Origin of the sequence: Thalassobellus citreus (assembly GCF_044385915.1) — a bacterium.
Lineage (GTDB): Bacteria > Bacteroidota > Bacteroidia > Flavobacteriales > Flavobacteriaceae > Thalassobellus > Thalassobellus citreus.
This window is the reverse complement of sequence record NZ_JBISCC010000125.1, coordinates 128,556-149,437: the sequence shown is the minus strand read 5'-3', so window position 1 is coordinate 149,437 and position 20,882 is coordinate 128,556. Positions and strand designations below refer to the sequence as shown.

The 20,882-nt window shown below is 33.1% G+C and carries 15 protein-coding genes; 6 read left to right on the top strand and 9 right to left on the bottom strand.

Annotated elements, in window-relative coordinates; all coding sequences use genetic code 11:
* The first annotated feature begins 128 nt into the window (after window positions 1-128).
* The 3 genes from ACH5TX_RS11065 to ACH5TX_RS11055 are packed head-to-tail and all read left to right on the top strand — an operon-like array spanning window position 129 to window position 5,932.
* Window positions 129-1,211, top strand: a complete 1,083-nt coding sequence (locus ACH5TX_RS11065) for an efflux RND transporter periplasmic adaptor subunit (RefSeq protein WP_439339568.1) — start codon at window positions 129-131, stop codon at window positions 1,209-1,211.
* Between the two features lie 22 nt (window positions 1,212-1,233).
* Window positions 1,234-4,488 (top strand): efflux RND transporter permease subunit, encoded by a 3,255-nt coding sequence (locus ACH5TX_RS11060; protein WP_439339567.1) that lies wholly within the window; start codon window positions 1,234-1,236, stop codon window positions 4,486-4,488.
* Window positions 4,481-5,932: a TolC family protein gene (locus ACH5TX_RS11055; RefSeq protein WP_439339566.1), complete on the top strand. Its 1,452-nt coding sequence runs from the start codon at window positions 4,481-4,483 to the stop codon at window positions 5,930-5,932. The genes ACH5TX_RS11060 and ACH5TX_RS11055 overlap by 8 nt, the downstream gene beginning before the upstream one ends.
* 199 nt (window positions 5,933-6,131) lie before the next feature.
* Here ACH5TX_RS11055 and ACH5TX_RS11050 read toward each other — a convergent pair whose 3' ends face one another.
* A complete protein-coding gene (locus ACH5TX_RS11050) occupies window positions 6,132-7,202 on the bottom strand; it encodes a serine hydrolase domain-containing protein (RefSeq protein WP_439339565.1) in 1,071 nt (356 codons plus the stop codon).
* A 228-nt stretch (window positions 7,203-7,430) separates the two neighbouring features.
* Here ACH5TX_RS11050 and rimO point away from each other — a divergent pair, with 228 nt between their 5' ends.
* Complete coding sequence (gene rimO / locus ACH5TX_RS11045) at window positions 7,431-8,735, top strand: 30S ribosomal protein S12 methylthiotransferase RimO (RefSeq protein ID WP_439339564.1); 1,305 nt, start codon at window positions 7,431-7,433, stop codon at window positions 8,733-8,735.
* Window positions 8,736-8,792: 57 nt separating this feature from the next.
* Here rimO and ACH5TX_RS11040 read toward each other — a convergent pair whose 3' ends face one another.
* The 3 genes from ACH5TX_RS11040 to ACH5TX_RS11030 are packed head-to-tail and all read right to left on the bottom strand — an operon-like array spanning window position 8,793 to window position 11,392.
* The gene (locus ACH5TX_RS11040; protein ID WP_439339563.1) at window positions 8,793-9,668 is read right to left on the bottom strand and encodes a sterol desaturase family protein; all 876 of its coding nucleotides are present in this window, start codon (window positions 9,666-9,668) and stop codon (window positions 8,793-8,795) included.
* A gap of 30 nt (window positions 9,669-9,698) precedes the next feature.
* Window positions 9,699-10,172, bottom strand: a complete 474-nt coding sequence (locus tag ACH5TX_RS11035; protein ID WP_439339562.1) for a monoheme cytochrome C — start codon at window positions 10,170-10,172, stop codon at window positions 9,699-9,701.
* The gene (locus ACH5TX_RS11030; protein ID WP_439339561.1) at window positions 10,172-11,392 is read right to left on the bottom strand and encodes a sulfite oxidase; all 1,221 of its coding nucleotides are present in this window, start codon (window positions 11,390-11,392) and stop codon (window positions 10,172-10,174) included. The genes ACH5TX_RS11035 and ACH5TX_RS11030 overlap by 1 nt, the downstream gene beginning before the upstream one ends.
* A gap of 138 nt (window positions 11,393-11,530) precedes the next feature.
* On the opposite strand from ACH5TX_RS11030, the gene ACH5TX_RS11025 reads away from it, so the two are divergent.
* Entirely contained in the window at window positions 11,531-12,220 is a 690-nt protein-coding gene (locus ACH5TX_RS11025; RefSeq protein ID WP_439339560.1) for a hypothetical protein, read from the top strand.
* A gap of 257 nt (window positions 12,221-12,477) precedes the next feature.
* On the opposite strand, the gene secA is transcribed toward ACH5TX_RS11025, so the two are convergent.
* The 5 genes from secA to ACH5TX_RS11000 form a co-directional block, all read right to left on the bottom strand.
* The gene (secA, locus tag ACH5TX_RS11020) at window positions 12,478-15,831 is read right to left on the bottom strand and encodes a preprotein translocase subunit SecA (RefSeq protein WP_439339559.1); all 3,354 of its coding nucleotides are present in this window, start codon (window positions 15,829-15,831) and stop codon (window positions 12,478-12,480) included.
* Between the two features lie 152 nt (window positions 15,832-15,983).
* Complete coding sequence (locus ACH5TX_RS11015; RefSeq protein ID WP_019387375.1) at window positions 15,984-16,205, bottom strand: DUF2795 domain-containing protein; 222 nt, start codon at window positions 16,203-16,205, stop codon at window positions 15,984-15,986.
* Between the two features lie 346 nt (window positions 16,206-16,551).
* Window positions 16,552-17,124 (bottom strand): cob(I)yrinic acid a,c-diamide adenosyltransferase, encoded by a 573-nt coding sequence (locus ACH5TX_RS11010; RefSeq protein WP_439339558.1) that lies wholly within the window; start codon window positions 17,122-17,124, stop codon window positions 16,552-16,554.
* Between the two features lie 135 nt (window positions 17,125-17,259).
* Window positions 17,260-18,033 carry an O-methyltransferase gene (locus tag ACH5TX_RS11005; RefSeq protein ID WP_439339557.1) on the bottom strand — a complete coding sequence of 258 codons (774 nt, stop codon included), beginning with the start codon at window positions 18,031-18,033 and terminating at the stop codon, window positions 17,260-17,262.
* A gap of 80 nt (window positions 18,034-18,113) precedes the next feature.
* Window positions 18,114-19,979, bottom strand: coding sequence for an ABC-F family ATP-binding cassette domain-containing protein (locus ACH5TX_RS11000; protein WP_439339556.1), 1,866 nt, complete (start codon window positions 19,977-19,979; stop codon window positions 18,114-18,116).
* A 102-nt stretch (window positions 19,980-20,081) separates the two neighbouring features.
* On the opposite strand from ACH5TX_RS11000, the gene ACH5TX_RS10995 reads away from it, so the two are divergent.
* Window positions 20,082-20,882, top strand: a complete 801-nt coding sequence (locus ACH5TX_RS10995; protein WP_439339555.1) for a polysaccharide biosynthesis/export family protein — start codon at window positions 20,082-20,084, stop codon at window positions 20,880-20,882.

Here is a 20,882-nt window from a genome sequence, read left to right as displayed (position 1 = left end):
TAAATTCTAAACTAAGGACTGTTTTATTACAAAAATTTCAATTACAAGTTGGTCTTGTCAATCTTTAATAAAGATTTGACTTACCAAACCAATCATTTCATTTAAAATAAATTTTAAAACGTTAAACTATGAAAAGAAATTTCTTTTTCATCGGCTTAAGTGCATTGTTAGTTTTTGCAAGTTGTGAAACTAAAAAGGAAACAAAAAAGGAGGAAGTTAAATTTTTAGTAACCAATCCAATAAAAAAAGACACCATTATTACAAAAGATTATGTAAGTCAAATTCATTCTATTAGGCATATTGAACTTCGTGCTTTAGAAAAAGGCTATTTACAGAAAGTATTTGTAGATGAAGGACAACATGTAAAAAAGGGGCAAAATATGTTTCAAATTATGCCTAATATTTATCAAGCAGATTTACAAAAGGCTAAAGCGGAAGCAGAAGTTGCTAAAATAGAATTAAAGAATACTCAACTTTTATCTGATGGTAATGTGGTTTCTGCAAACGAATTAGCAATATCAAAGGCAAACTACGAGAAAGCAAAGGCTGAAGTTGTTTTAGCAGAAACACATTTAAGTTTTGCTAATGTAAAAGCACCGTTTAATGGTGTTATGGATCATCTTGAAGCTAGAGAAGGTAGTCTTTTAGATGAAGGTGAATTACTAACTACATTATCAGATAATAGTAAAATGTGGGTGTATTTTAATGTGCCAGAAGCCGAATATCTAGATTATATTATTAGTAAAGATAAGCAGGCTAATAAAGAAGTAGATCTTTTAATGGCTAATAATAAACTGTTTAATCAAACAGGTATTATTGAAACTATAGAAGGTGAATTTAATCCTGAAACTGGAAATATTGCTTTTAGAGCAACATTTCCTAATCCAGATGGGATTTTAAGACATGGAGAAACTGGAAGTGTGATTATGAAAATTCCTTACAAAGATGTTATCATCATACCTCAGAAAGCTACGTTCGAGGTTTTAAATAAAAAATATGTGTTTGTAGTAGGAAAAGATCATGTTGTAAGACAAAGAGAAATTACTGTTGGAGGCGAGTTACCAAACATATTTATAGTTGATAAAGGTTTAACTCAAAACGATCAAATTTTACTTGAAGGTATTAGAATGGTTAAAGACCAAGAAAAAATTGAAACGAAATTTGAAAATCCTAAATCGGTATTATCTCATTTAGCGATTCAGGCAGAGTAATTATAAACCAATCTAATAAAAGATGTTTAAAAAATTTATAAAAAGACCGGTACTGGCAATAGTCATATCGGTAATGATCGTATTTATAGGCGGGCTTGCCATAAAGCAATTACCCGTTTCACAATTCCCTTCAATAGCACCTACTACTGTAAATATCTTTATAGCATATCCAGGATCTAGTGCCGATGTATTGGTTAATTCCACACTTATCCCTTTAGAAACAGCTATAAATGGTGTACAGGGCATGCGTTATATAGCTTCTGATGCAACAAGTGCTGGTGAAGGAACTTTACGTGTTATTTTTGAACCAGGAACAGATCCTAATCAAGCGGTTATTAGGGTTAAAACTAGGGTAGATCAAGTAATGCCATTACTTCCAGAACTTGTTCAGCGTGAAGGTGTAATTATTACGCCAGTACAACCAAGTATGTTAATGTATGTAAACCTTTTTAGTAAAGATCCAACCAAGAGTATTGATGAAAAGTTTCTTTATAATTATGCTTACACAAAAGTTATACCAGACATTCAGCGTATAAATGGTATTGCAAGTGCTAAGATATTAGGAAGTAGAAAATATGCTATGCGTGTTTGGTTAAAACCAGACAGAATGCGTGCTTATAACATTTCGGCAGAAGAAGTCTTAGAAGCTATGGAGGATCAGAGTATTCTTGCTAGACCAGGACGTTTAGGACGAAGTTCTGGTATGACGTCTCAATCTTTAGAATATGTATTGGTTTATGAAAATAGATATAATGAACCAGACCAATACAAAGACATTATAGTAAGAGCCAATGAAGATGGTGAACTTATAAAGTTAGGAGACATTGCTGATGTGAAGTTAGGAAGTGAATTTTTCGATATTTACTCTAATTTAGATGGAGATCCATCGGCATCAATTGTATTAAAGCAAACGTTTGGAAGTAATGGTAGTGATGTTATTGAAGCTGTAAAAGCAAAACTAGATGAATTACGAGCTGATTTACCACCTAATGTCGATTTTAAAATTAGTTATGATGTATCTAATTTCTTAGATGCTTCAATCGATCAAGTATTACATACTCTTCGTGATGCATTTATTCTGGTTGCTATTGTTGTATTTTTATTTTTAGGAGATTGGCGTTCTACATTAATACCAATTATAGCGGTTCCCGTGTCTTTGGTAGGTGCCTTTTTTATTATGCAGTTATTTGGGCTTTCCATTAACTTAATTACGCTCTTTGCTTTGGTGCTTGCCATTGGTATTGTGGTAGATAATGCTATTGTAGTTGTAGAAGCTGTACATGTTAAAATGGAAGAAGAACACCTCACACCTTATAAAGCATCAACAGAGGTATTAGGCGAAATTGGAGGTGCTATTGTGGCTATTACTTTAGTAATGGTATCGGTGTTTATTCCTATTTCATTTATGACAGGACCTGTGGGCGTTTTTTACCGTCAGTTTTCAATAACTATGGCAGGTTCTATAGTTATTTCGGCAGTAGTGGCATTAACACTAACACCTGTTTTATGTGCCATGTTATTAAAAAACAATCACGGTAAGAAAAGAACATCTCCAATAGATCGTTTTATAGACTGGTTTAATAGAGGTTTTGAACGGCTAACAGGTAAGTATGTTAAGATCTTAAATAAAATTGTAGCAAGACGTGTTGTTACTTTCGGGGTTTTACTAGCATTCTGTGCAGGTATCTTTTTTACTAATAAAGTGCTACCAGCAGGTTTTATTCCTAACGAAGATCAAGGAATGATTTATGCTATCATTCAAACACCTCCAGGAGCCACTTTAGAACGTACCAATGAAGTTGCTAAAAAGTTACAAAAAATTTGTGAAGAGACAGAAGGTGTAGCATCTGTATCATCTTTAGCAGGTTTTGAGATTATGACAGAAGGTCGTGGGTCTAATGCAGGAACCTGTTTAATTAACTTAAAACCTTGGTCAGAACGCGAGCATTCTGTACACCAAATCATGGAAGAACTAGAAGAAGAAACCAAAGATTTAGGTGCTGTGATAGAATATTTCGAGCCACCTGCTGTACCTGGATTTGGGTCTTCTGGAGGGTTTTCTATGCGTTTATTAGATAAAACCAATTCTACCGATTACCATAAATTCGAGAAAATTAATAACGCTTTTATGGAAGCCTTATCTAAGCGTAAGGAAATCACGGGTTTATTTACTTTTTATTCGGCAAATTATCCGCAGTATAAATTAAAAATAAACAACAAAATAGCCATGCAAAAAGGGGTTACTATAGCAAAAGCTATGGAGAATTTAAATATTTTAATTGGTAGTACTTACGAGCAAGGGTTTATCCGTTTCGGACGTTTCTTTAAAGTTTATACGCAAGCAGCTCCAGAATACAGACGATTACCGTCAGATCTTGAAAAGCTTTTTGTTAAGAATGAAGCAGGCGAAATGGTACCGTATTCTGCATTTATGACGATTGAAAAAAGTTTAGGTCCTAATGAAATTACAAGATATAACTTGTATAATTCTGCAGCAATACGCGGACTTCCAGCACCAGGTTATACCAGTGGCGATGCTATTAATGCTATTAAAGAAGTTGCTAAACAAGAGCTTCCAAGAGGTTATGATATTGGATGGGAAGGTTTAAGTTATGATGAAGCGAGTAGAGGAAGCGAATCTTTATATATTTTTATCGTCGTACTGATATTTGTGTATTTTGTACTTGCAGCTCAATACGAAAGTTTTTTACTGCCTTTAGCTGTAATACTATCACTTCCAGTAGGTGTTTTTGGCTCGTTTTTACTATTAAAAGCGATGGGATTAGCCAACGATGTTTATGCGCAAATTGGTGTCATAATGCTTGTTGGGTTACTTGGTAAAAATGCCGTATTAATTGTCGAATTCGCTGTCCAAAAGCGTCGACAAGGCGCTACTATTTTAGAGGCTGCTATTGAAGGTTCTAAAGCAAGGTTTAGACCTATTTTAATGACATCCTTTGCCTTTGTAGCAGGATTAGTGCCATTAGTAGTAGCAACAGGAGCTGGTGCTATTGGTAATAGAACCATTGGAGGTTCTGCAATGGGCGGTATGCTTATAGGGACTATTTTTGGTGTTTTACTAATTCCAGGATTATACTACGTTTTTGCGAAAATGGCAGATGGTAAAGGACTTATAAAAGACGAATCTAATGAGCCAATTTCTGAAGAATTTATGAGAAAAAGTGAAGGAGAAAGTCTAAGCAAAGTAAATGCTAGTAAAATTAGTGAGTTAAGAAATCTTTTGAAAAAATTGACTAAAAGAAAAAAAGATGAATAATATAAAAGCAAGTATATTTAAAATGAGGAGGTTTTATGTGGTAGGAGTTGTTACCGTATTAACCTTAAGTTCTTGTGTGTCTTCAAAAACAGTACGAGAAGAAAATAAAACTGTTCCAGATAAATACCAAAGTATGTCAACAGACACCACAAATACGGCGGCGGTTAAATGGAAAGGTTTTTTCTCAGATCCTAATTTAATTGCATTAATAGATACAGGTTTGGCTAATAACCAGGAGCTTAACATCATGTTACAGCAAGTAGATATGTCTAAAAATGAAATTAAAGCACGAAAAGGAGAGTATTTACCATTTATAAATGCATATGCAGGAGCAGATGTTGAAAAAGTAGGTGAATTTACAAGAAATGGAGCTGTAGAAAAGCAACTTAAAGTTAGAGAAGAGGAAGCGTTTCCTGAACCTCTAACTAATTTTTCTGCTGGACTTTCAGCGTCCTGGGAACTTGATGTTTGGAAAAAACTTCGTAATAGCAAAAAAGCAGCTGTTTTTGAATATTTGTCTTCAGTAGAAGGCAAGAACTTTATGGTAACTCAATTGGTTTCAGAAATTGCAAGCTCATATTATGAGTTGATGACTTTAGATAATCAATTGGCTATTATAGAGCAAAACTTAAAGATTCAAACAGAAGCACAACGCATGGTTAAGCTTCAAAAACAAGCAGGAAGAGCTACACAGTTGGCTGTTCGTAGGTTTGATGCTGAGGTTTATAAAAATCAAAGTAATAAATTTGAAATTCAGCAAAAAATCGTAGAAACTGAAAATAGAATTAATTTCTTAGTAGGGAGATATCCGCAACATGTAAAAAGAGATTCTGAAAACTTTATCAATAAAAAAATTGATACAATTTATGCAGGAATACCATCTCAGTTATTACAAAATCGCCCAGATATTAAACAAGCAGAGTATGAGTTAGCAGCATCTAAATTAGATACGAAAGTAGCACGTGCAAATTTTTATCCTTCAATAGGTATTAAAGCAGGTATTGGTTTACAGGCTTTTAAAACCAAGTATCTTACTAGTACCCCAGAATCATTAATATATTCTTTGGTAGGTGATGTTGTTGGTCCGTTAATTAATAGAAATGCTATAAAAGCTGAATATAAAAATGCGAACGACAAACAATTACAAGCGGTTTACGAATATGAAAGAGCCATTTTAAATGGTTATGTTGAAGTACAAAATGAGCTTTCTAATATTAAAAACCTTAAAGCTAGTTATGAGTTAAGAGAAGCTCAAGTAAAAGCACTTGATGAGTCAATCGATCTTTCTATTCGTCTCTTTAAATCTGCCAGAGCAGAATATACCGAGGTATTATTAACTCAAAGAGAAGCATTGGATTCTAAAATTGAAATTATTGAAACAAAAAAAGAACAAATGCTAGCTAATATTAAAATTTATCAAGCTTTAGGTGGTGGTTGGAATTAAAGAGTAGTCTTATTTAATTTCTCTCAAATTAAAGATAAGATTACTTGAAGTTGAAGTGTGAAAACCATTCTGTATGTTACAGGATGGTTTTTTGTTTTTTAGTAAATACTTTGTCAATCCTGTGAATCTTGATAATTATTTCGAGACGATATTTTTAGGATTCTATATAAAGTTAATTAATGTAAAATGCAGCTTAATCTTAATTAACCAAGGCATTAATCTTAGCCCATAAATCATTATCAAAATTAGATAAAGCAAAATTGCCAGCATCGGCAGGTTCTCCCATTCTAATAACAACTAATTTTTTACTAGGCACTATATAAATTTTTTGATCATTCTTACCCAAAGCGGCATACATGTCATCAGGAGCATTTGGTATGAGTTCGCTATTGAATTCTAATTGACTTTGTGGTAAATGATAACTCGACTTTCCATTTAACCACCATAAATAGCCATACGATTTATTAATGTTTTGAGAAGTGTTAGTCGCTTCATTTAAAAAAAATTCAGAAATAATTTGAGTGTCTTCCCATTTTCCATTAGCAGAAATTAATAAGCCAAAACGTGCCATACTACGTGTATTACTCCAATAAACATTTAAGTTGTTTAATTGAGTCCATAGTCCAGACATGCCAATTTTATCTTTTAAATTAGTATTGAAATAGGTATTCCATGTTTGGTTACTAGCGGCAGCAATTACATCTTGCATTTTTACATATACATTATGATAAGCCCATCTAGTCCCTGCATCTGCTACATATTGTAATCCGTTGGGAGATACATCATCGTCTAAACTATCATCTAGTCCTGAATTCATAGATAATAGATTTTTACAAGTAATTAGGTTTTCTTTAGCTATTGGAGCACTAGTCCAACCTGTGCCTAAATAATCAGACACTTTATTGTTTATATTTATGATGCCTGCATCTTGTGCTATTCCAGAAACGGTTGATGTTAGTGTTTTTCCTGCGCTAGCCCAATACCAAGATTTTGATTTATCATGACCATTTAAATAGCTTTCTAAAACAATTTTGCCTTCATGTAAAATTATAAAGCTCTTGGTGTTTTTTTCTTCTAAATAATCTAAAAGAGGTTGTTTTGCATTTTCATTCCAACCCAAATCTGTTATAGATTTTGTTTCCCAAGTATCAGAATTAATAGGAGGGAAATATAATGCATCTGTAACAGGAATTTCTAGTTCATCATTATTATCAGAAGAGCAACTTAAAACAAAAAGGATGGCTAATATTGAAAAATAAAGTGGTTTCATGTGTTTATAATTATTGTTTTTTACCGGACACATGTAGCATTCATTTAATCATTTTCTTGGGTATCGAAAATTTAGTTATGAATGTTTCATAATGTAGGTTTTTACAATCTTGGACTCTCAAATATAGAAAAGGTTTAGTTAATAATTTAAGAAGCTATTTGTTAATCGTTAATCACATTCATTAGTTCACAATCATTGTGTATCTTTGCGCCCTGATTTATAGAAAGTATGCGCACAAAAACTCTTAAGAAAAACAAGATTAATGTAGTAACGCTGGGTTGTAGTAAAAATGTTTACGATAGCGAAGTGTTAATGGGGCAGTTAAAAGCCAGCGGAAAAGATGTGGTTCATGAAGACGAAGGCAATATTGTTGTTATTAATACCTGTGGTTTTATTAATAATGCCAAAGAAGAGAGCGTTAATACCATTCTAGAATATGTTCAGAAAAAACAAGATGGTGATGTTGACAAAGTTTTTGTTACCGGATGTTTAAGTGAACGTTATAAACCAGATTTAGTAAAAGAAATACCAAATGTAGATGAGTATTTTGGTACCACAGAATTACCAGGTTTATTAAAGGCTTTAGGTGCCGATTATAAGCATGAGTTAATAGGTGAGCGTTTAACAACTACTCCAAAAAATTATGCCTATTTAAAAATTGCTGAAGGTTGTGATAGACCTTGTTCGTTTTGTGCTATTCCTATTATGCGAGGAAAACACAAAAGTGCACCTATTGAAAATTTGGTAACTGAAGCTGAGAAATTAGCCGCCAATGGTGTTAAAGAGCTTATTTTAATAGCGCAAGATTTAACCTATTACGGTCTCGATTTATATAAAAAACGTAATCTAGCCGAATTACTCGAAGCTTTAGTAAAAGTAGAAGGTATCGAGTGGATTCGTTTGCATTATGCGTTCCCAACAGGGTTTCCATTAGATGTATTAGATGTAATGAACCGCGAACCTAAAATTTGTAACTATTTAGATATTCCATTACAGCATATTTCAGACTCTGTTTTAAAGAGTATGCGTCGTGGTACTAATAAAGAGAAAACCACAAAATTACTTCATCAGTTTAGAGAAGCGGTTCCTAATATGACTATTAGAACCACACTTATTGTTGGTTATCCAGGAGAAACCGAAGAGAATTTTCAAGAATTAAAGCAATGGGTTACAGACATGCGTTTTGAGCGTTTAGGATGTTTTACCTATTCTCATGAAGAAAACACGCATGCGTATAGTTTAGAAGATGATGTACCTGAAGAAGTGAAAATGGACAGAGCCAATCAGATCATGGAAATTCAATCGCAAATTTCTTGGGAATTGAATCAACAAAAAATTGGACAAATCTTTAAAGTGGTTATCGACAGAAAAGAAGGTAACTATTTTGTAGGTCGTACCGAATTTGATTCTCCAGATGTAGATAACGAAGTCCTTATTGATGCTTCTAAAACTTATTTAAAAACAGGCGAATTTGCGACTATAAAAGTTATTGAAGCAGAAGACTTTGACCTTTATGGTGAAGTTGTAAGCTAACTATTTGTCCTTCCTGCGCAGGCAGGAATCTATTCGATAGAATCTTTTTCATAAATATTATCGTTGCCCTTTTTTAAAACCATAGGTATTCTGACCAATAAAATCTGTTGGGAATGTATCATCACCTTTAAAACCTATTTCTATAGTACCACTATCTTCAGGGATATAATTTGTTTTAAAAATATAATCCCAAAGGCTTAAACTGATGCCATAATTCACCCCATATTTTCCTTTAGGTAATACATATGCATGATGATATAAATGCATCACAGGATTGTTGAAAATGTACTTTAATGGTCCCCAAGTAATTTTAATATTTGAATGGTTAAGGTGGCCAATAGCTATGGTAATAAAATGAACAATAAAAGCTTGATTAGGTTCAAAACCACCAATAATCATTACTCCAAACGTTTTTAGAGGCTTGTAAAAAATATTTTCCATCCAATGGTATCTTAAATGCGCTGCGAACCCCATTTCTTTCACACTATGATGCACTTTGTGAAACTTCCATAAGAAAGGGTATTTGTGTAATAATACATGTGTAAACCATTGTACAAAGTCGAGTATAATAAAGAATACAAATAATTGTAACCAAGGCGCCCATTCAGAAATGTCAAATAAAGCAAGGCTTTTAGCTGTGATGTTTATCTCTCCAAAAGCGAGTCCTAAAATCTTATAAACTCCACTAATTACTATAGAAAATATGAAGAAATTAAAGAACATGTAAAACGCGTCTAACCAAAAGTCGCGTCTAAAAATAGATTGATTTTTTCGCCACGGAAAAGCAATTTCTAAAACCCAAACAAAAAGGGAAATAGCTATAAGTCCCCAAAAATAGTTTGTGTACCATGGCACTTCAAAAATTATAGATTTCCATGTCCAATTTACTGTACCTTGAAACGTATTAATAAATGCATCTAAATATTTTTCCATTTTAATTGAATTTAAATAGTCTATATTGTTTTAGTTGTTAAGTTGATACCAATCTATATCTGTTAAAACCGCACGTCTACCTATTGATTTTGGCGGATAATTAGTTACTAAATAATTAACTATAATGTCTTGGTTTCTTCCTAAGTCCCATAAATTTTGTGTTTCCTGCATCCATTTTATGGTGGCATTCCATCGTTCTGCTGTCATTCTATTTTGTGTCACTAATTTTGCCGAATGACAATTAGTACAATTATTTACAACTAGCATTAAGCCTTCAGCATCAACTAATCCTGTTCTAACATGAATACCATTTTCAATGCGATCTTCGTCAATTTCTATTGGAACAGCTACAACAGTTTCAGGTTCCGATTTAAAATCAAAACCCGATGGGTTAGACATATAATAAAGTATACCACCACCTGTTATTACAAATAACGTAAAAAGAAGTGTCAATAGGCGAGACACTTTTTTAATTTGAGCTCTGAATACTTCTTCGTTAGTCATTACTTAACTTTTATAGCAATTCTATGGCATGCATTATTTAAATAGCCTTTCGGGTTCCATCCTGGTAATAACATAGGTTGAGCAACGTTATTACTATCTGTCGCTCGTGCCCAAACTTCATAATATCCTACTTTAGGGAAACTTACTTTAGCCGAAAAATGTTGCCATGCTAAACGATTAGCTGGTTTTTCAACTGGGCATACTGTCCAAGTAGATCCATAATCTATAGAATATTCCATTTTAGAAACTTCAAGTTCACCTGCCCAAGCATGTCCTCTTATATTTAATGATTTTCCTTTATTAATGATGGCACCCGATTTAGGATAAGTAATTAATGATTTTACAGGCATCGACTCAATAATGCACATGTGTTCATCTTTTACTTTTTCACCAGGAGCTACAGGTTCGCAAGGTACTCTATAAGCTGTTCCTGTCATTTTTGTACCATCATGAACTTTATTTCGAATACTAATTCGATTAATCCATTTTCCAGAAACAGAAGCTGGCCAACCACCTGCAACCAAACGCAACGGATACCCATGTACTAAAGGAATATCTTCACCATTCATTTTAAAAGCTAAAATAGTTTCATCTTGTAATGCTTTCTGCATAGGGCAGCCTCTAGAAATAGGTTCTTTTTTAGGATCCATACTCAAATGTTTATCTGTAGCATGATAGCCAATATAAACAGCATCACTTTTAATACCTGCATCTTCTAATACATCTCGTAATCGAACACCTGTCCATGATGCGCAATGAATGGCACCAACGGTCCATTGGTTTCCTTTTGCTGGTGGATTAAATTCACTACGTCCATTACCACCACATTCTAAAGTTAACTGATAGGTGTAATGTTTAAATTTCGATTTTAATTCAGAAAGTGTGTATGTTGTTTTATTTATAACTGATTCTCCGTCTATAGTAAGTTTCCATGTTTTAGCATCAATATCCTCAGGAATGAGTCCATTATTTCTAATAAACATGCATGAATTAGGTGTAATTTTATCATCTAATAAATGTGCTTGTGCTTCAATATTCCATGGTTTATCGTTTAGCACAACCATTTCCTTGTTTTTATTAAACATTTTAAAAGGATCAGGATCTTGTAATGCTAAAGGCATGTAACCATCAAGAATATTAGAACCAAAAACAAGTTCTGCACCTATAAGGGTTGCAAATGAACTTAGTGTCGCTCTTTTTACAAAGTCTCTTCTTTTCAAGGTGTTTAAAATTAGAAATTAATATAACAAGTACAACAATTTACAAACTCTAATCTCTTTTTATGTAACATTTGTTACTTTAAAAAAACAAGATTACTTATATCTTGTTAGATGTAACTAATTAAAATGTAGTTAATTATGGGTTTATTGAAAAAAGATTTTGAAACTAAGTTTACTGGTTGGGCTTTTGTTTTTGCAGCTGCCTTATTGTGGTTAGGGTGGGCATTATCTCCTCATCATATTGGGGAATATATTGTAGCTTCAGATTTTGCAGCTATTGGTGAAGATGTTTGGTATTGGATTTGGATGTATAGAATTCATATTTTTGGTTGGGTTACTATGGCTATTGCAACATTTGCATTAGTTTCTATAACTGCTAGAAAACCGTACCGTGTGGTTATATTACCAGGAGCAGGTATGCTTGTTGTAGGGACTTTTACTTTGGCAATAGCATCGGCTTATTTTTATAATTATGGCGCTTGGGGTGTTGGGCAAACGGCAGGTAAATCGGCTGCAGAAATTAAAGAATTTGTTGATAATATATTATTCACTAATCAGTATGTAACCTGTTTTATTCGTTTCGGACGTATTTTTTCGGGTGTAGGTTTAGTATTGTTAGGGTTTGCTTTTATTAAATGGCATATAGTTAGTAAATGGTTAGGTTGGTTTACGGCACTATTAGGACTCACTGCTATGATGATTATTCTTGCCATTCCAGATAATTACGAAATTTACAAACCTATATTTCATGTAAAAGTTATTTGGTTACTTGCAATGGGAATTGTTATTCTTAAAAAAGGTGTTTGTTTACCAGAAACTAAAGTCTAAATCTAATTTAAGAATTTAGTTTAATTAGTTTTTAAAGTTCAGTTAAGAAGATTTGTTTAACGACATGAAATGAAATTGTTTCAATACTGAAATAAGTTCAGCATAAATATTTTATTTCTTACCGCTAAACGAATTTAGCTAAAATTTCTGACAAACTCAAGTTTGACTCTTAAATATTGAGCACAAAAAAATCCCGATAGAAACTATCAGGATTTTTAATATGTATTATAAGATTCTTGCCTTCGCAGGAATACAGGTTAGTCTTCAACCAAAACCCATTCGCCTTTGGCAATTAAAGGTTCTGCTTGTTTGTACTTAACCGTTTTGTTTTCACCATTCATAACATGTTTGATGGTAACACGATCGTTACGACCAATTTTTGGTTTATCGCGTACAATAGTTTCAACCACTTCTTGTTGACGTTGTGTGTTTCCAGCAGCTCTATTTTGAGCAGAGCGTTCGTCTAAATTAGGGATTTCGTCTTTTTGTACATTCAGTTTTTCTTGCTTACGTACTTTAGCTTCTTGTATGGTGCTTTGTGTTTCTTGTGGTAACTCACCTTTAAATAAGAATGAAATAACATCTTTATTTACTTGGTCTATCATGGCTTTAAACAATTCGAAAGCTTCAAACTTATAAATAAGTAAAGGATCTTTTTGTTCGTGTACAGCCAATTGTACCGATTGTTTCAACTCGTCCATTTTACGTAAATGGGTTTTCCATGCATCATCAATAATAGCAAGTGTAATATTTTTTTCGAAATCGGTAATTAATTGTTTACCGTTTGTTTCGTATGCTTTTTCAAGATCGGTAACCACATTTAATGATTTAATGCCGTCTGTAAAAGGCACTACAATGCGTTTAAACTTGTCGCGTTGTGTTTCGTATACATTTTTAATAACAGGGAAAGCAATTTCGGCATTGCGCTCCATTTTTGCTTTATAATGATCGAAAGCATTGTTGTATATTTTTGATGTAATATCTTGTGCTGAAAGTTTTCCAAATTCTGCTTCAGATACTGGTGAACTCATAGAGAAATAACGAATTAACTCAAACTCAAAGTTTTTATAATCGCTAGCGCCTTTGTTTGTTTCAGAAATACCTTCCGAAGTATCAAAAATCATATTTGCTAAATCTACACGTAAACGTTCTCCGTGTAATGCATGACGACGACGTTTGTAAACTACCTCACGTTGGGCATTCATAACATCATCATATTCTAATAAACGCTTACGAACACCAAAGTTATTCTCTTCTACTTTTTTCTGTGCACGCTCAATAGATTTTGAAATCATAGAGTGTTGGATAACTTCGCCTTCTTGTAAGCCCATTTTATCCATCATTTTAGCAATACGCTCGCTACCAAATAAACGCATCAGGTTATCTTCTAACGATACGTAAAATTGAGAACTTCCTGGATCTCCTTGACGACCAGCACGACCACGTAACTGTCTGTCTACACGACGCGAATCATGACGCTCTGTACCTACAATGGCTAAACCACCAGCAGCCTTAACTTCGTCGCTTAATTTAATATCGGTACCACGACCTGCCATATTGGTTGCAATGGTAACTTGTCCAGATTTACCTGCTTGATCTACAATTTCGGCTTCTTTTTTATGTTGCTTCGCATTTAATACATTGTGTGGTATTTTACGAATGCTAAGCATTTTACCAAGTAACTCACTTATTTCTACCGATGTTGTTCCAATTAAAACCGGGCGACCCGCTTGCGATAGTTTGGTAACATCATCAATAACGGCGTTGTACTTTTCACGTTTTGTTTTATAAACTAAATCTTCTTTATCGTCTCTAGCAATTGGGCGGTTGGTTGGAATTTCAACAACATCTAATTTGTAGATTTCCCAGAACTCACCAGCTTCTGTAACCGCAGTACCTGTCATACCAGATAGTTTACGGTACATTCTAAAGTAATTTTGAAGTGTTACCGTTGCAAAAGTTTGCGTAGCATCTTCAATTTTTACATTTTCTTTAGCTTCAATCGCTTGGTGTAATCCGTCAGAATAACGACGACCATCCATAATACGACCGGTTTGCTCATCAACAATCATTACTTTATTTTCCATCACCACATATTGGGTGTCTTTTTCAAATAAAGCGTATGCTTTTAAAAGTTGGTTAAGCGTATGTATACGTTCAGATTTTACACCAAACTCTTTAAATAATTCTTCTTTAAGGTTCGCTTCATCTTCAGAAGAAAGTCCTTGTTCTTCAATTTTAGCAACTTCAACACCTATTTCTGGTAAGATGAAAAAATCAGGGTTGTCCTTTCCAGAGATGTATTCAACACCTTTATCGGTTAATTCAACTTGATTGTTTTTTTCTTCAATTACATAGTACAATTCAGCATCAACCTTTGGCATTTCGCGGTTGTTGTCTTGCATGTAAAAGTTTTCAGTTTTTTGAAGTAGTTGTTTGATACCTTCTTCAGATAAAAACTTAATTAAAGCTTTGTTTTTAGGAATACCACGATACGCACGTAGTAGTTGAAAACCACCTTCTTTAGTATCTCCAGCAGCAATAAGCTTTTTAGCTTCGGCTAAAACACCTGTTAAATATTTTCGTTGTACCGATACAATATCATCAACCTTAGGTTTTAATTCTGTAAACTCATGGTGTTCGCCACGAGGAATTGGACCCGAAATAATCAATGGCGTACGCGCATCATCAACTAATACAGAATCGACCTCATCTACAATGGCAAAATGGTGTGGACGTTGTACTAATTCTTCAGGAGTATGCGACATGTTATCACGTAAGTAATCAAAACCAAACTCGTTATTGGTTCCGTAAGTAATATCGGCATTGTAAGCCGCAATACGCTCAGGCGAATTAGGTTTATGATAATCTATACAATCTATAGTTAAACCATGAAACTGAAAAAGAGGTGCCATCCACGCGCTATCACGTTTTGCTAAGTAATCATTCACAGTTACTAAATGCACACCTTTTCCAGATAATGCATTTAAATACATAGGTAAGGTAGCTACTAATGTTTTACCCTCACCCGTTTGCATTTCGGCAATTTTACCTTGATGCATGGCAATACCACCAATAAGCTGTACATCGTAATGTACCATATCCCAAGTAATAGGCTTTCCAGCAGCATCCCAAGAGTTTGCCCAAGTAGCATTATCGCCATCAAGTGTTACATAATCTTTATCACCAGATAATTCTCTGTCGTAATTATTTGCTGTAACCGTAATAGAGGTGTTATTTGCAAAACGTTTAGCCGTTTCTTTAATAACAGCAAAAGCTTCAGGTAAAATAGTATTTAAAACCTCTTCTGTTTTATTATAGGCATCGTCTTTAAGCTTATCAACAGCTTCATAGATATCCTCACGTTTATCAATGTCTTCTGTGTTTTCAGCTTCATTAAGAAGTTTTTCTATCTCGTCGTTTATAGGCTTAATAGCTTCTGTAATAGTTGCTTTAAATTCGGTTGTTTTTGCTCTAAGTTCGTCGTGAGATAAACTGCTAACCGAAGACTCTAAAGCCTTTATTTTTTCAACAATTGGGGTAATGGCTTTAACATCTTGCTTCGATTTATCGCCAACAAATACTTTAAGTACAGAATTTAAAAAACTCATGTGTGTTTATATTTATATTAAGCTAGGGGTTAACCTAGTTGTGTTCGTTTTTAATTTTTTGTTTTTCAATGCATCCAAAGATACATTTGTTTAAAGATTAGGACAAAAAAAAAGCCTCAATTCGAGACTTTTTAACTATTCTTTATGCTTTACTAATATTCATCTTCATTCCATAGATAATCTTCATCGGTCGGGTAATCAGACCAGATTTCTTCAATAGAGTCATAAGAATCACCTTCATCTTCAATTGATTGTAAGTTTTCAACCACTTCTAACGGTGCGCCAGTTCTAATTGCGTAATCTATCAATTCGTCTTTAGTTGCCGGCCAAGGTGCATCACTTAAATAAGATGCTAATTCTAATGTCCAATACATTTCTTTGTGTTTAATTTTTTGCAAAAATAAATTTTTAGTTTAAACACACAAGAAAAAAATGAATTATTTAATCATTAATTTTAAGAACGTACTCTTTTGTTATCTAAACAGTTGAAATTTATAGTTGCTTTGTTAATAATTTAGAACTTAATTTATTTGGGCGTTTCCCTATCGGGTCGGGCTTTCCACTATATCTTTTTAAAACGTTATTGTTATGACGAAGGATATGGCAATCTGCCAAAATCAGTAGTAGTTACAATTTTTTGTTTCATTCAAGTTTTAAAAAGGATGCCGTTGCAATCCCTAACGCAAAACAAGTTCAATTTATAAGTCAAAGTTTAATAGTTTATCCTTTCTCCGGAATCCACTTAATTTCATTTGCTTGTAAATCATAAGACAACTTTCGTGCCAATACAAAAAGGTAGTCAGAAAGACGGTTTAAATACTTTAAAGTATTCGGGTCTATTGTTTCAATCTCGCTAAGCGCAGAGGTTAAACGTTCAGCTCTACGGCATACACAACGTGCTATATGACAGAATGACACCGTTTGATGACCTCCAGGTAGCACAAAATGAGTCATAGGCGGTAAAGCTTCGTTCATAGTATCCATTTCCTCCTCTAAGCGTTCTATGTTTTCATTAGAAATAGTAGGAATGTTTAAGCGTTCTTTTCCGTTTTTTAAGACCGCTTTTTCAGGGTCTGTTGCCAGAATAGCGCCAACAGTAAACAGTCTGTCTTGAATATGAATTAATAAGTCTTTGTAATGTGGGTTGATATCTTGATCGCGAATTAAGCCTAAATGCGAGTTTAACTCATCAACGGTTCCATAACTATCAATACGAATATGATGCTTTGGTACACGTGTGCCACCAAATAATGCAGTGGTACCTTTATCTCCTGTTTTGGTATAGATTTTCATGTTACGAAGTTAAAAGTTATAAGTTGAAAATTAAAAGTTTTTGCACTCAATTTCAGATTGCTTTTGTTATTCTTATAGAAACAGAAATTCATAATAGAAACCAAGAATAGAGTCCTGTTTTCGCATGAATGACAATTAAACTCTAATAATAAAATCCTCCTTAACCTGTTCTTTTCTAAAAAAGACAAATCCCCAGAAAAAAGTATCAATAGTAACGGTAACTTTTGGGTGTTTTTTGATGCTTTCCCAAGCTTCAGTCATCTCTTTACTCCAATAAATATCATCAAAAATAAAAACAGAATCGTTGTGAGCTGTTTCTAAAAGGACTTCAAAATAATTTAAAGTTGCTTCTTTTTGATGATTGCCATCAAAGAAAATAAGGTCGTATTTATTAGAAGTTAATTTTTCTATTTCAGAAGTGAAATCTCCAGTAATTTGATTAACATTTTTTACTTCAAACTTTTTTAAATTTTCTTTTAAAAATTTAGAAGTATTTGGGCAACCTTCAATAGTTGTAATGTTGTTTTTTGTGTTACCTAAACTTATGGCATGTGTTGCAATACCTAAAGAAGTTCCTAGTTCTAATGTGTTTTCTGGTTTAAAGTAATTAATAATCCTGTATAAAAGCTTAGCTCGTTTATTAGTGGTGCCAGCGTTTTTTGCAATTGCTGAAACAGTACGCTCTTGTTGTTTCATGACTTGTGATCCTGCTCCTAAATCGGTTACTTTTATTTTGCTACTATTTTGTAGGAGCTCTTTTTTGTAGTTTAAAATGTTTTTGTAAGCAGTGTATTTTAACTTGTTATAAAAACATTTAGTTACCAAATCATAAACAAAAGGAGAGTGTACACCATGTTGATTGGTAGATTTTAAAAGAAACTTTATGTATTGGGTAGCTTGATAAAACATTTTACAAAATTATTTTTCGATACAAAATATTTCACTAGAACTTATAATGTTTTTACTAAAAACTGAGACTGCATACTGTTTCATTCCTCAAGTTTAGATGATAACTCAAACCAGCGTTCTTCTTTAGCATCCATAGTATCAATAATTTTTTGTAATGCTTGAGATAACTCGTTTATCTCGTCTTGAGATAAATCTGGATTATTGAATTTATTTTCTAATTCTTTTTTATCAAAAGTTAAAGACTTTAGTTTACTTTCAATATTTTTAAGTTCCTTTTCTTCATTGTAAGATAATTTGTTTTCATTGTTCTTTTTCCAAGCATTCTTATCTTTTTTGTTTTCAGTAGATGTATTAGAAATTACAGGCTGGCTATCTTCATAAACTCTATAATCTGTATAATTTCCAGGGAAATCTTCAACAACACCATCGCCTTTAAAAACCAATAGATGATCGACTACTTTATCCATAAAATACCTGTCGTGAGATACCACTATAATACAACCAGGGAAATCTAAAAGGAAACTTTCAAGTACATTTAGAGTTACAATATCTAAATCGTTTGTAGGTTCATCTAAAATTAAAAAATTAGGATTCTGAATTAAAACGGTACATAAGTATAATCGTTTGCGTTCGCCACCACTTAGTTTTTCAACAAAATCGTATTGCTTTTTTCTACTGAATAAAAAGCGTTCTAAAAGTTGTTGCGCACTAATTTGCTTGCCTTTTTTTAGTGGAATATAATCGCCAAATTCTTTTATAACATCAATAACTTTTTGCTCTGGCTTTATAGTAATACCGTTTTGAGTGTAATACCCATATTTTACAGTATCTCCCTTAATTACTTTTCCTGAATCTGGTTTAGAGGTTTCGGTTAATATATTTAAAAAGGTGGTTTTTCCTGTGCCATTTTTTCCAATAATACCAACACGTTCTCCTCTTTGAAACATGTAGTTAAAATTGTCGAGAATCGTTTTGTCTTTAAAAGCTTTTGATACTTTATGGAATTCTAAAATTTTGCTACCTAAGCGTTCCATGTTTAATTCTAACTGAACTTCATGGTCGTTTCTACGTTGGTGTGCGCGGTGTTTTATATCGGCAAAATCATTAATTCTAGATTTAGATTTTGTAGTTCTAGCCTTTGGTTGACGACGCATCCAGGTTAGTTCTTTCTTAAAAAGTTGTTTTGCTTTGCCTACTTCAGTTGCTTCTAATTCTATTCTGGCTTCTCGCTTTTCAAGGTAGTAGGAGTAGTTTCCTTTGTAGTTGTATAGTTGTCCTGCGTCTAATTCTATAATTTCGTTACAAACACGTTCTAAAAAGTAGCGATCATGCGTTACCATAAAAAGTGTCATGTTTTCTTTCGCAAAAAACGCTTCAAGCCATTCAATCATTTCTAAATCTAAATGGTTTGTTGGCTCATCAAGAATTAGTAAATCGGGTTTGTTTATTAATGCGTTTGCTAACGCTAGACGTTTTTTTTGTCCGCCCGAAAGCACGCCTACTTTTAGACTTAAATCTTCGAGTTTTAGTTTAAAAAGTATTTGTTTGTAAAGCGTTTCAAAATCCCAGGCATGATGTTGTTCCATGGCTTCAAATGCTTCTTGGTAGGCATCGGAATCATCAGGGTTTAAAAGCGCTTTTTCGTAGTTCGAAATAACTTTTAAAATAGGGTTGTCGCTAGCAAAAATGGTTTCTTCAATAGTTAGATTACTATCAAATTTAGGGTCTTGAGATAAGACTGATACAACAATGCCTTTTCTGTAGGTTACATTGCCAGAATCCGATTCATCGTCACCAGAAAGAATATTTAAAATGGATGTTTTTCCTGTGCCATTTTTGGCTACAAAAGCAATTTTTTGATCTTTATGAACACTAAATGAAATGTTTTCGAAAAGGGTTAGCTCGCCGTAAGATTTTGATATATTTTCTACTGTTAAGTAATTCAATGGATATGTTTTTTGCAAATAACGGATAAAAAACCAAAAAACAGACTATAAGTTTTATTGTTCACGATGAAAACTTATATTTGTGATAAATCAAATCTCTCTATGTTAAAAAAGTTTTTCTTAGTTATTTGTTTGGTAATTAGTATTCTGTTTTCATCATGTATAACTAATAAAGATGTTGTTTATTTACAAGATAAAGGAACTGTTTCTGATAGTTTATTAGTTGTAAAAGAATTATCAAAACCATATAGAATTCAAGTAAATGATATTTTAAGTATTAATGTTAAGGCTTTAGATAATGAATTAACGGCTATATTTAATCCCATTGAAACAACTGGATCAAATACAACTCAAGGTCAGGCACAGCTTTATTTTAATGGGTTTACAGTAGATTTGCATGGTAATATAAAATTCCCCGTTTTAGGAAGTATTAATGTACTTGGATTTACAATTGAAGAGATTGAAAATAAAGTGAAAAGTGAATTGTTATCTCAATACTTTAAAGATACAGCAGAACTTTTTGTTACAGTAAAATTAGCAGGTCTTCGTTACACTGTAACAGGAGAAGTAGGAGGAACCGGTGTCTATACATTGTTTCAAGATCGTGTTAATATTATTGAAGCTTTGGCTAATGCAGGTGATATAAAAACAACAGGAGATAGAACCGATGTGTTGGTAATTAGACAATACCCACAAGGACAAAAAATACACCACATAGATTTAACAGATATTGTCGCTATGCAGTCACCGTTTTATTATATTCAGCCTAATGATATGATTTTAGTAAAACCATTAAAACGTAAAGCTATTGGTGCAGGAGAAACTGCTACGCAAACATTAACAACAATTGCTTCTATTTTTTCGGTGTTAGTGTCTACTTATTTTTTAACTAGAAATCTTTAA

What these genes read in the sequence shown, in the direction of transcription:
- ACH5TX_RS11065 (WP_439339568.1), top strand. Translation starts at nt 129, where the DNA reads ATGAAAAGAAATTTCTTTTTCATCGGCTTAAGTGCATTGTTAGTTTTT.
- ACH5TX_RS11060 (WP_439339567.1), top strand. Translation starts at nt 1,234, where the DNA reads ATGTTTAAAAAATTTATAAAAAGACCGGTACTGGCAATAGTCATATCG.
- ACH5TX_RS11055 (WP_439339566.1), top strand. Translation starts at nt 4,481, where the DNA reads ATGAATAATATAAAAGCAAGTATATTTAAAATGAGGAGGTTTTATGTG.
- ACH5TX_RS11050 (WP_439339565.1), bottom strand. Translation starts at nt 7,202, where the DNA reads ATGAAACCACTTTATTTTTCAATATTAGCCATCCTTTTTGTTTTAAGT.
- rimO (WP_439339564.1), top strand. Translation starts at nt 7,431, where the DNA reads ATGCGCACAAAAACTCTTAAGAAAAACAAGATTAATGTAGTAACGCTG.
- ACH5TX_RS11040 (WP_439339563.1), bottom strand. Translation starts at nt 9,668, where the DNA reads ATGGAAAAATATTTAGATGCATTTATTAATACGTTTCAAGGTACAGTA.
- ACH5TX_RS11035 (WP_439339562.1), bottom strand. Translation starts at nt 10,172, where the DNA reads ATGACTAACGAAGAAGTATTCAGAGCTCAAATTAAAAAAGTGTCTCGC.
- ACH5TX_RS11025 (WP_439339560.1), top strand. Translation starts at nt 11,531, where the DNA reads ATGGGTTTATTGAAAAAAGATTTTGAAACTAAGTTTACTGGTTGGGCT.
- secA (WP_439339559.1), bottom strand. Translation starts at nt 15,831, where the DNA reads ATGAGTTTTTTAAATTCTGTACTTAAAGTATTTGTTGGCGATAAATCG.
- ACH5TX_RS11015 (WP_019387375.1), bottom strand. Translation starts at nt 16,205, where the DNA reads ATGTATTGGACATTAGAATTAGCATCTTATTTAAGTGATGCACCTTGG.
- ACH5TX_RS11010 (WP_439339558.1), bottom strand. Translation starts at nt 17,124, where the DNA reads ATGAAAATCTATACCAAAACAGGAGATAAAGGTACCACTGCATTATTT.
- ACH5TX_RS11005 (WP_439339557.1), bottom strand. Translation starts at nt 18,033, where the DNA reads ATGTTTTATCAAGCTACCCAATACATAAAGTTTCTTTTAAAATCTACC.
- ACH5TX_RS10995 (WP_439339555.1), top strand. Translation starts at nt 20,082, where the DNA reads ATGTTAAAAAAGTTTTTCTTAGTTATTTGTTTGGTAATTAGTATTCTG.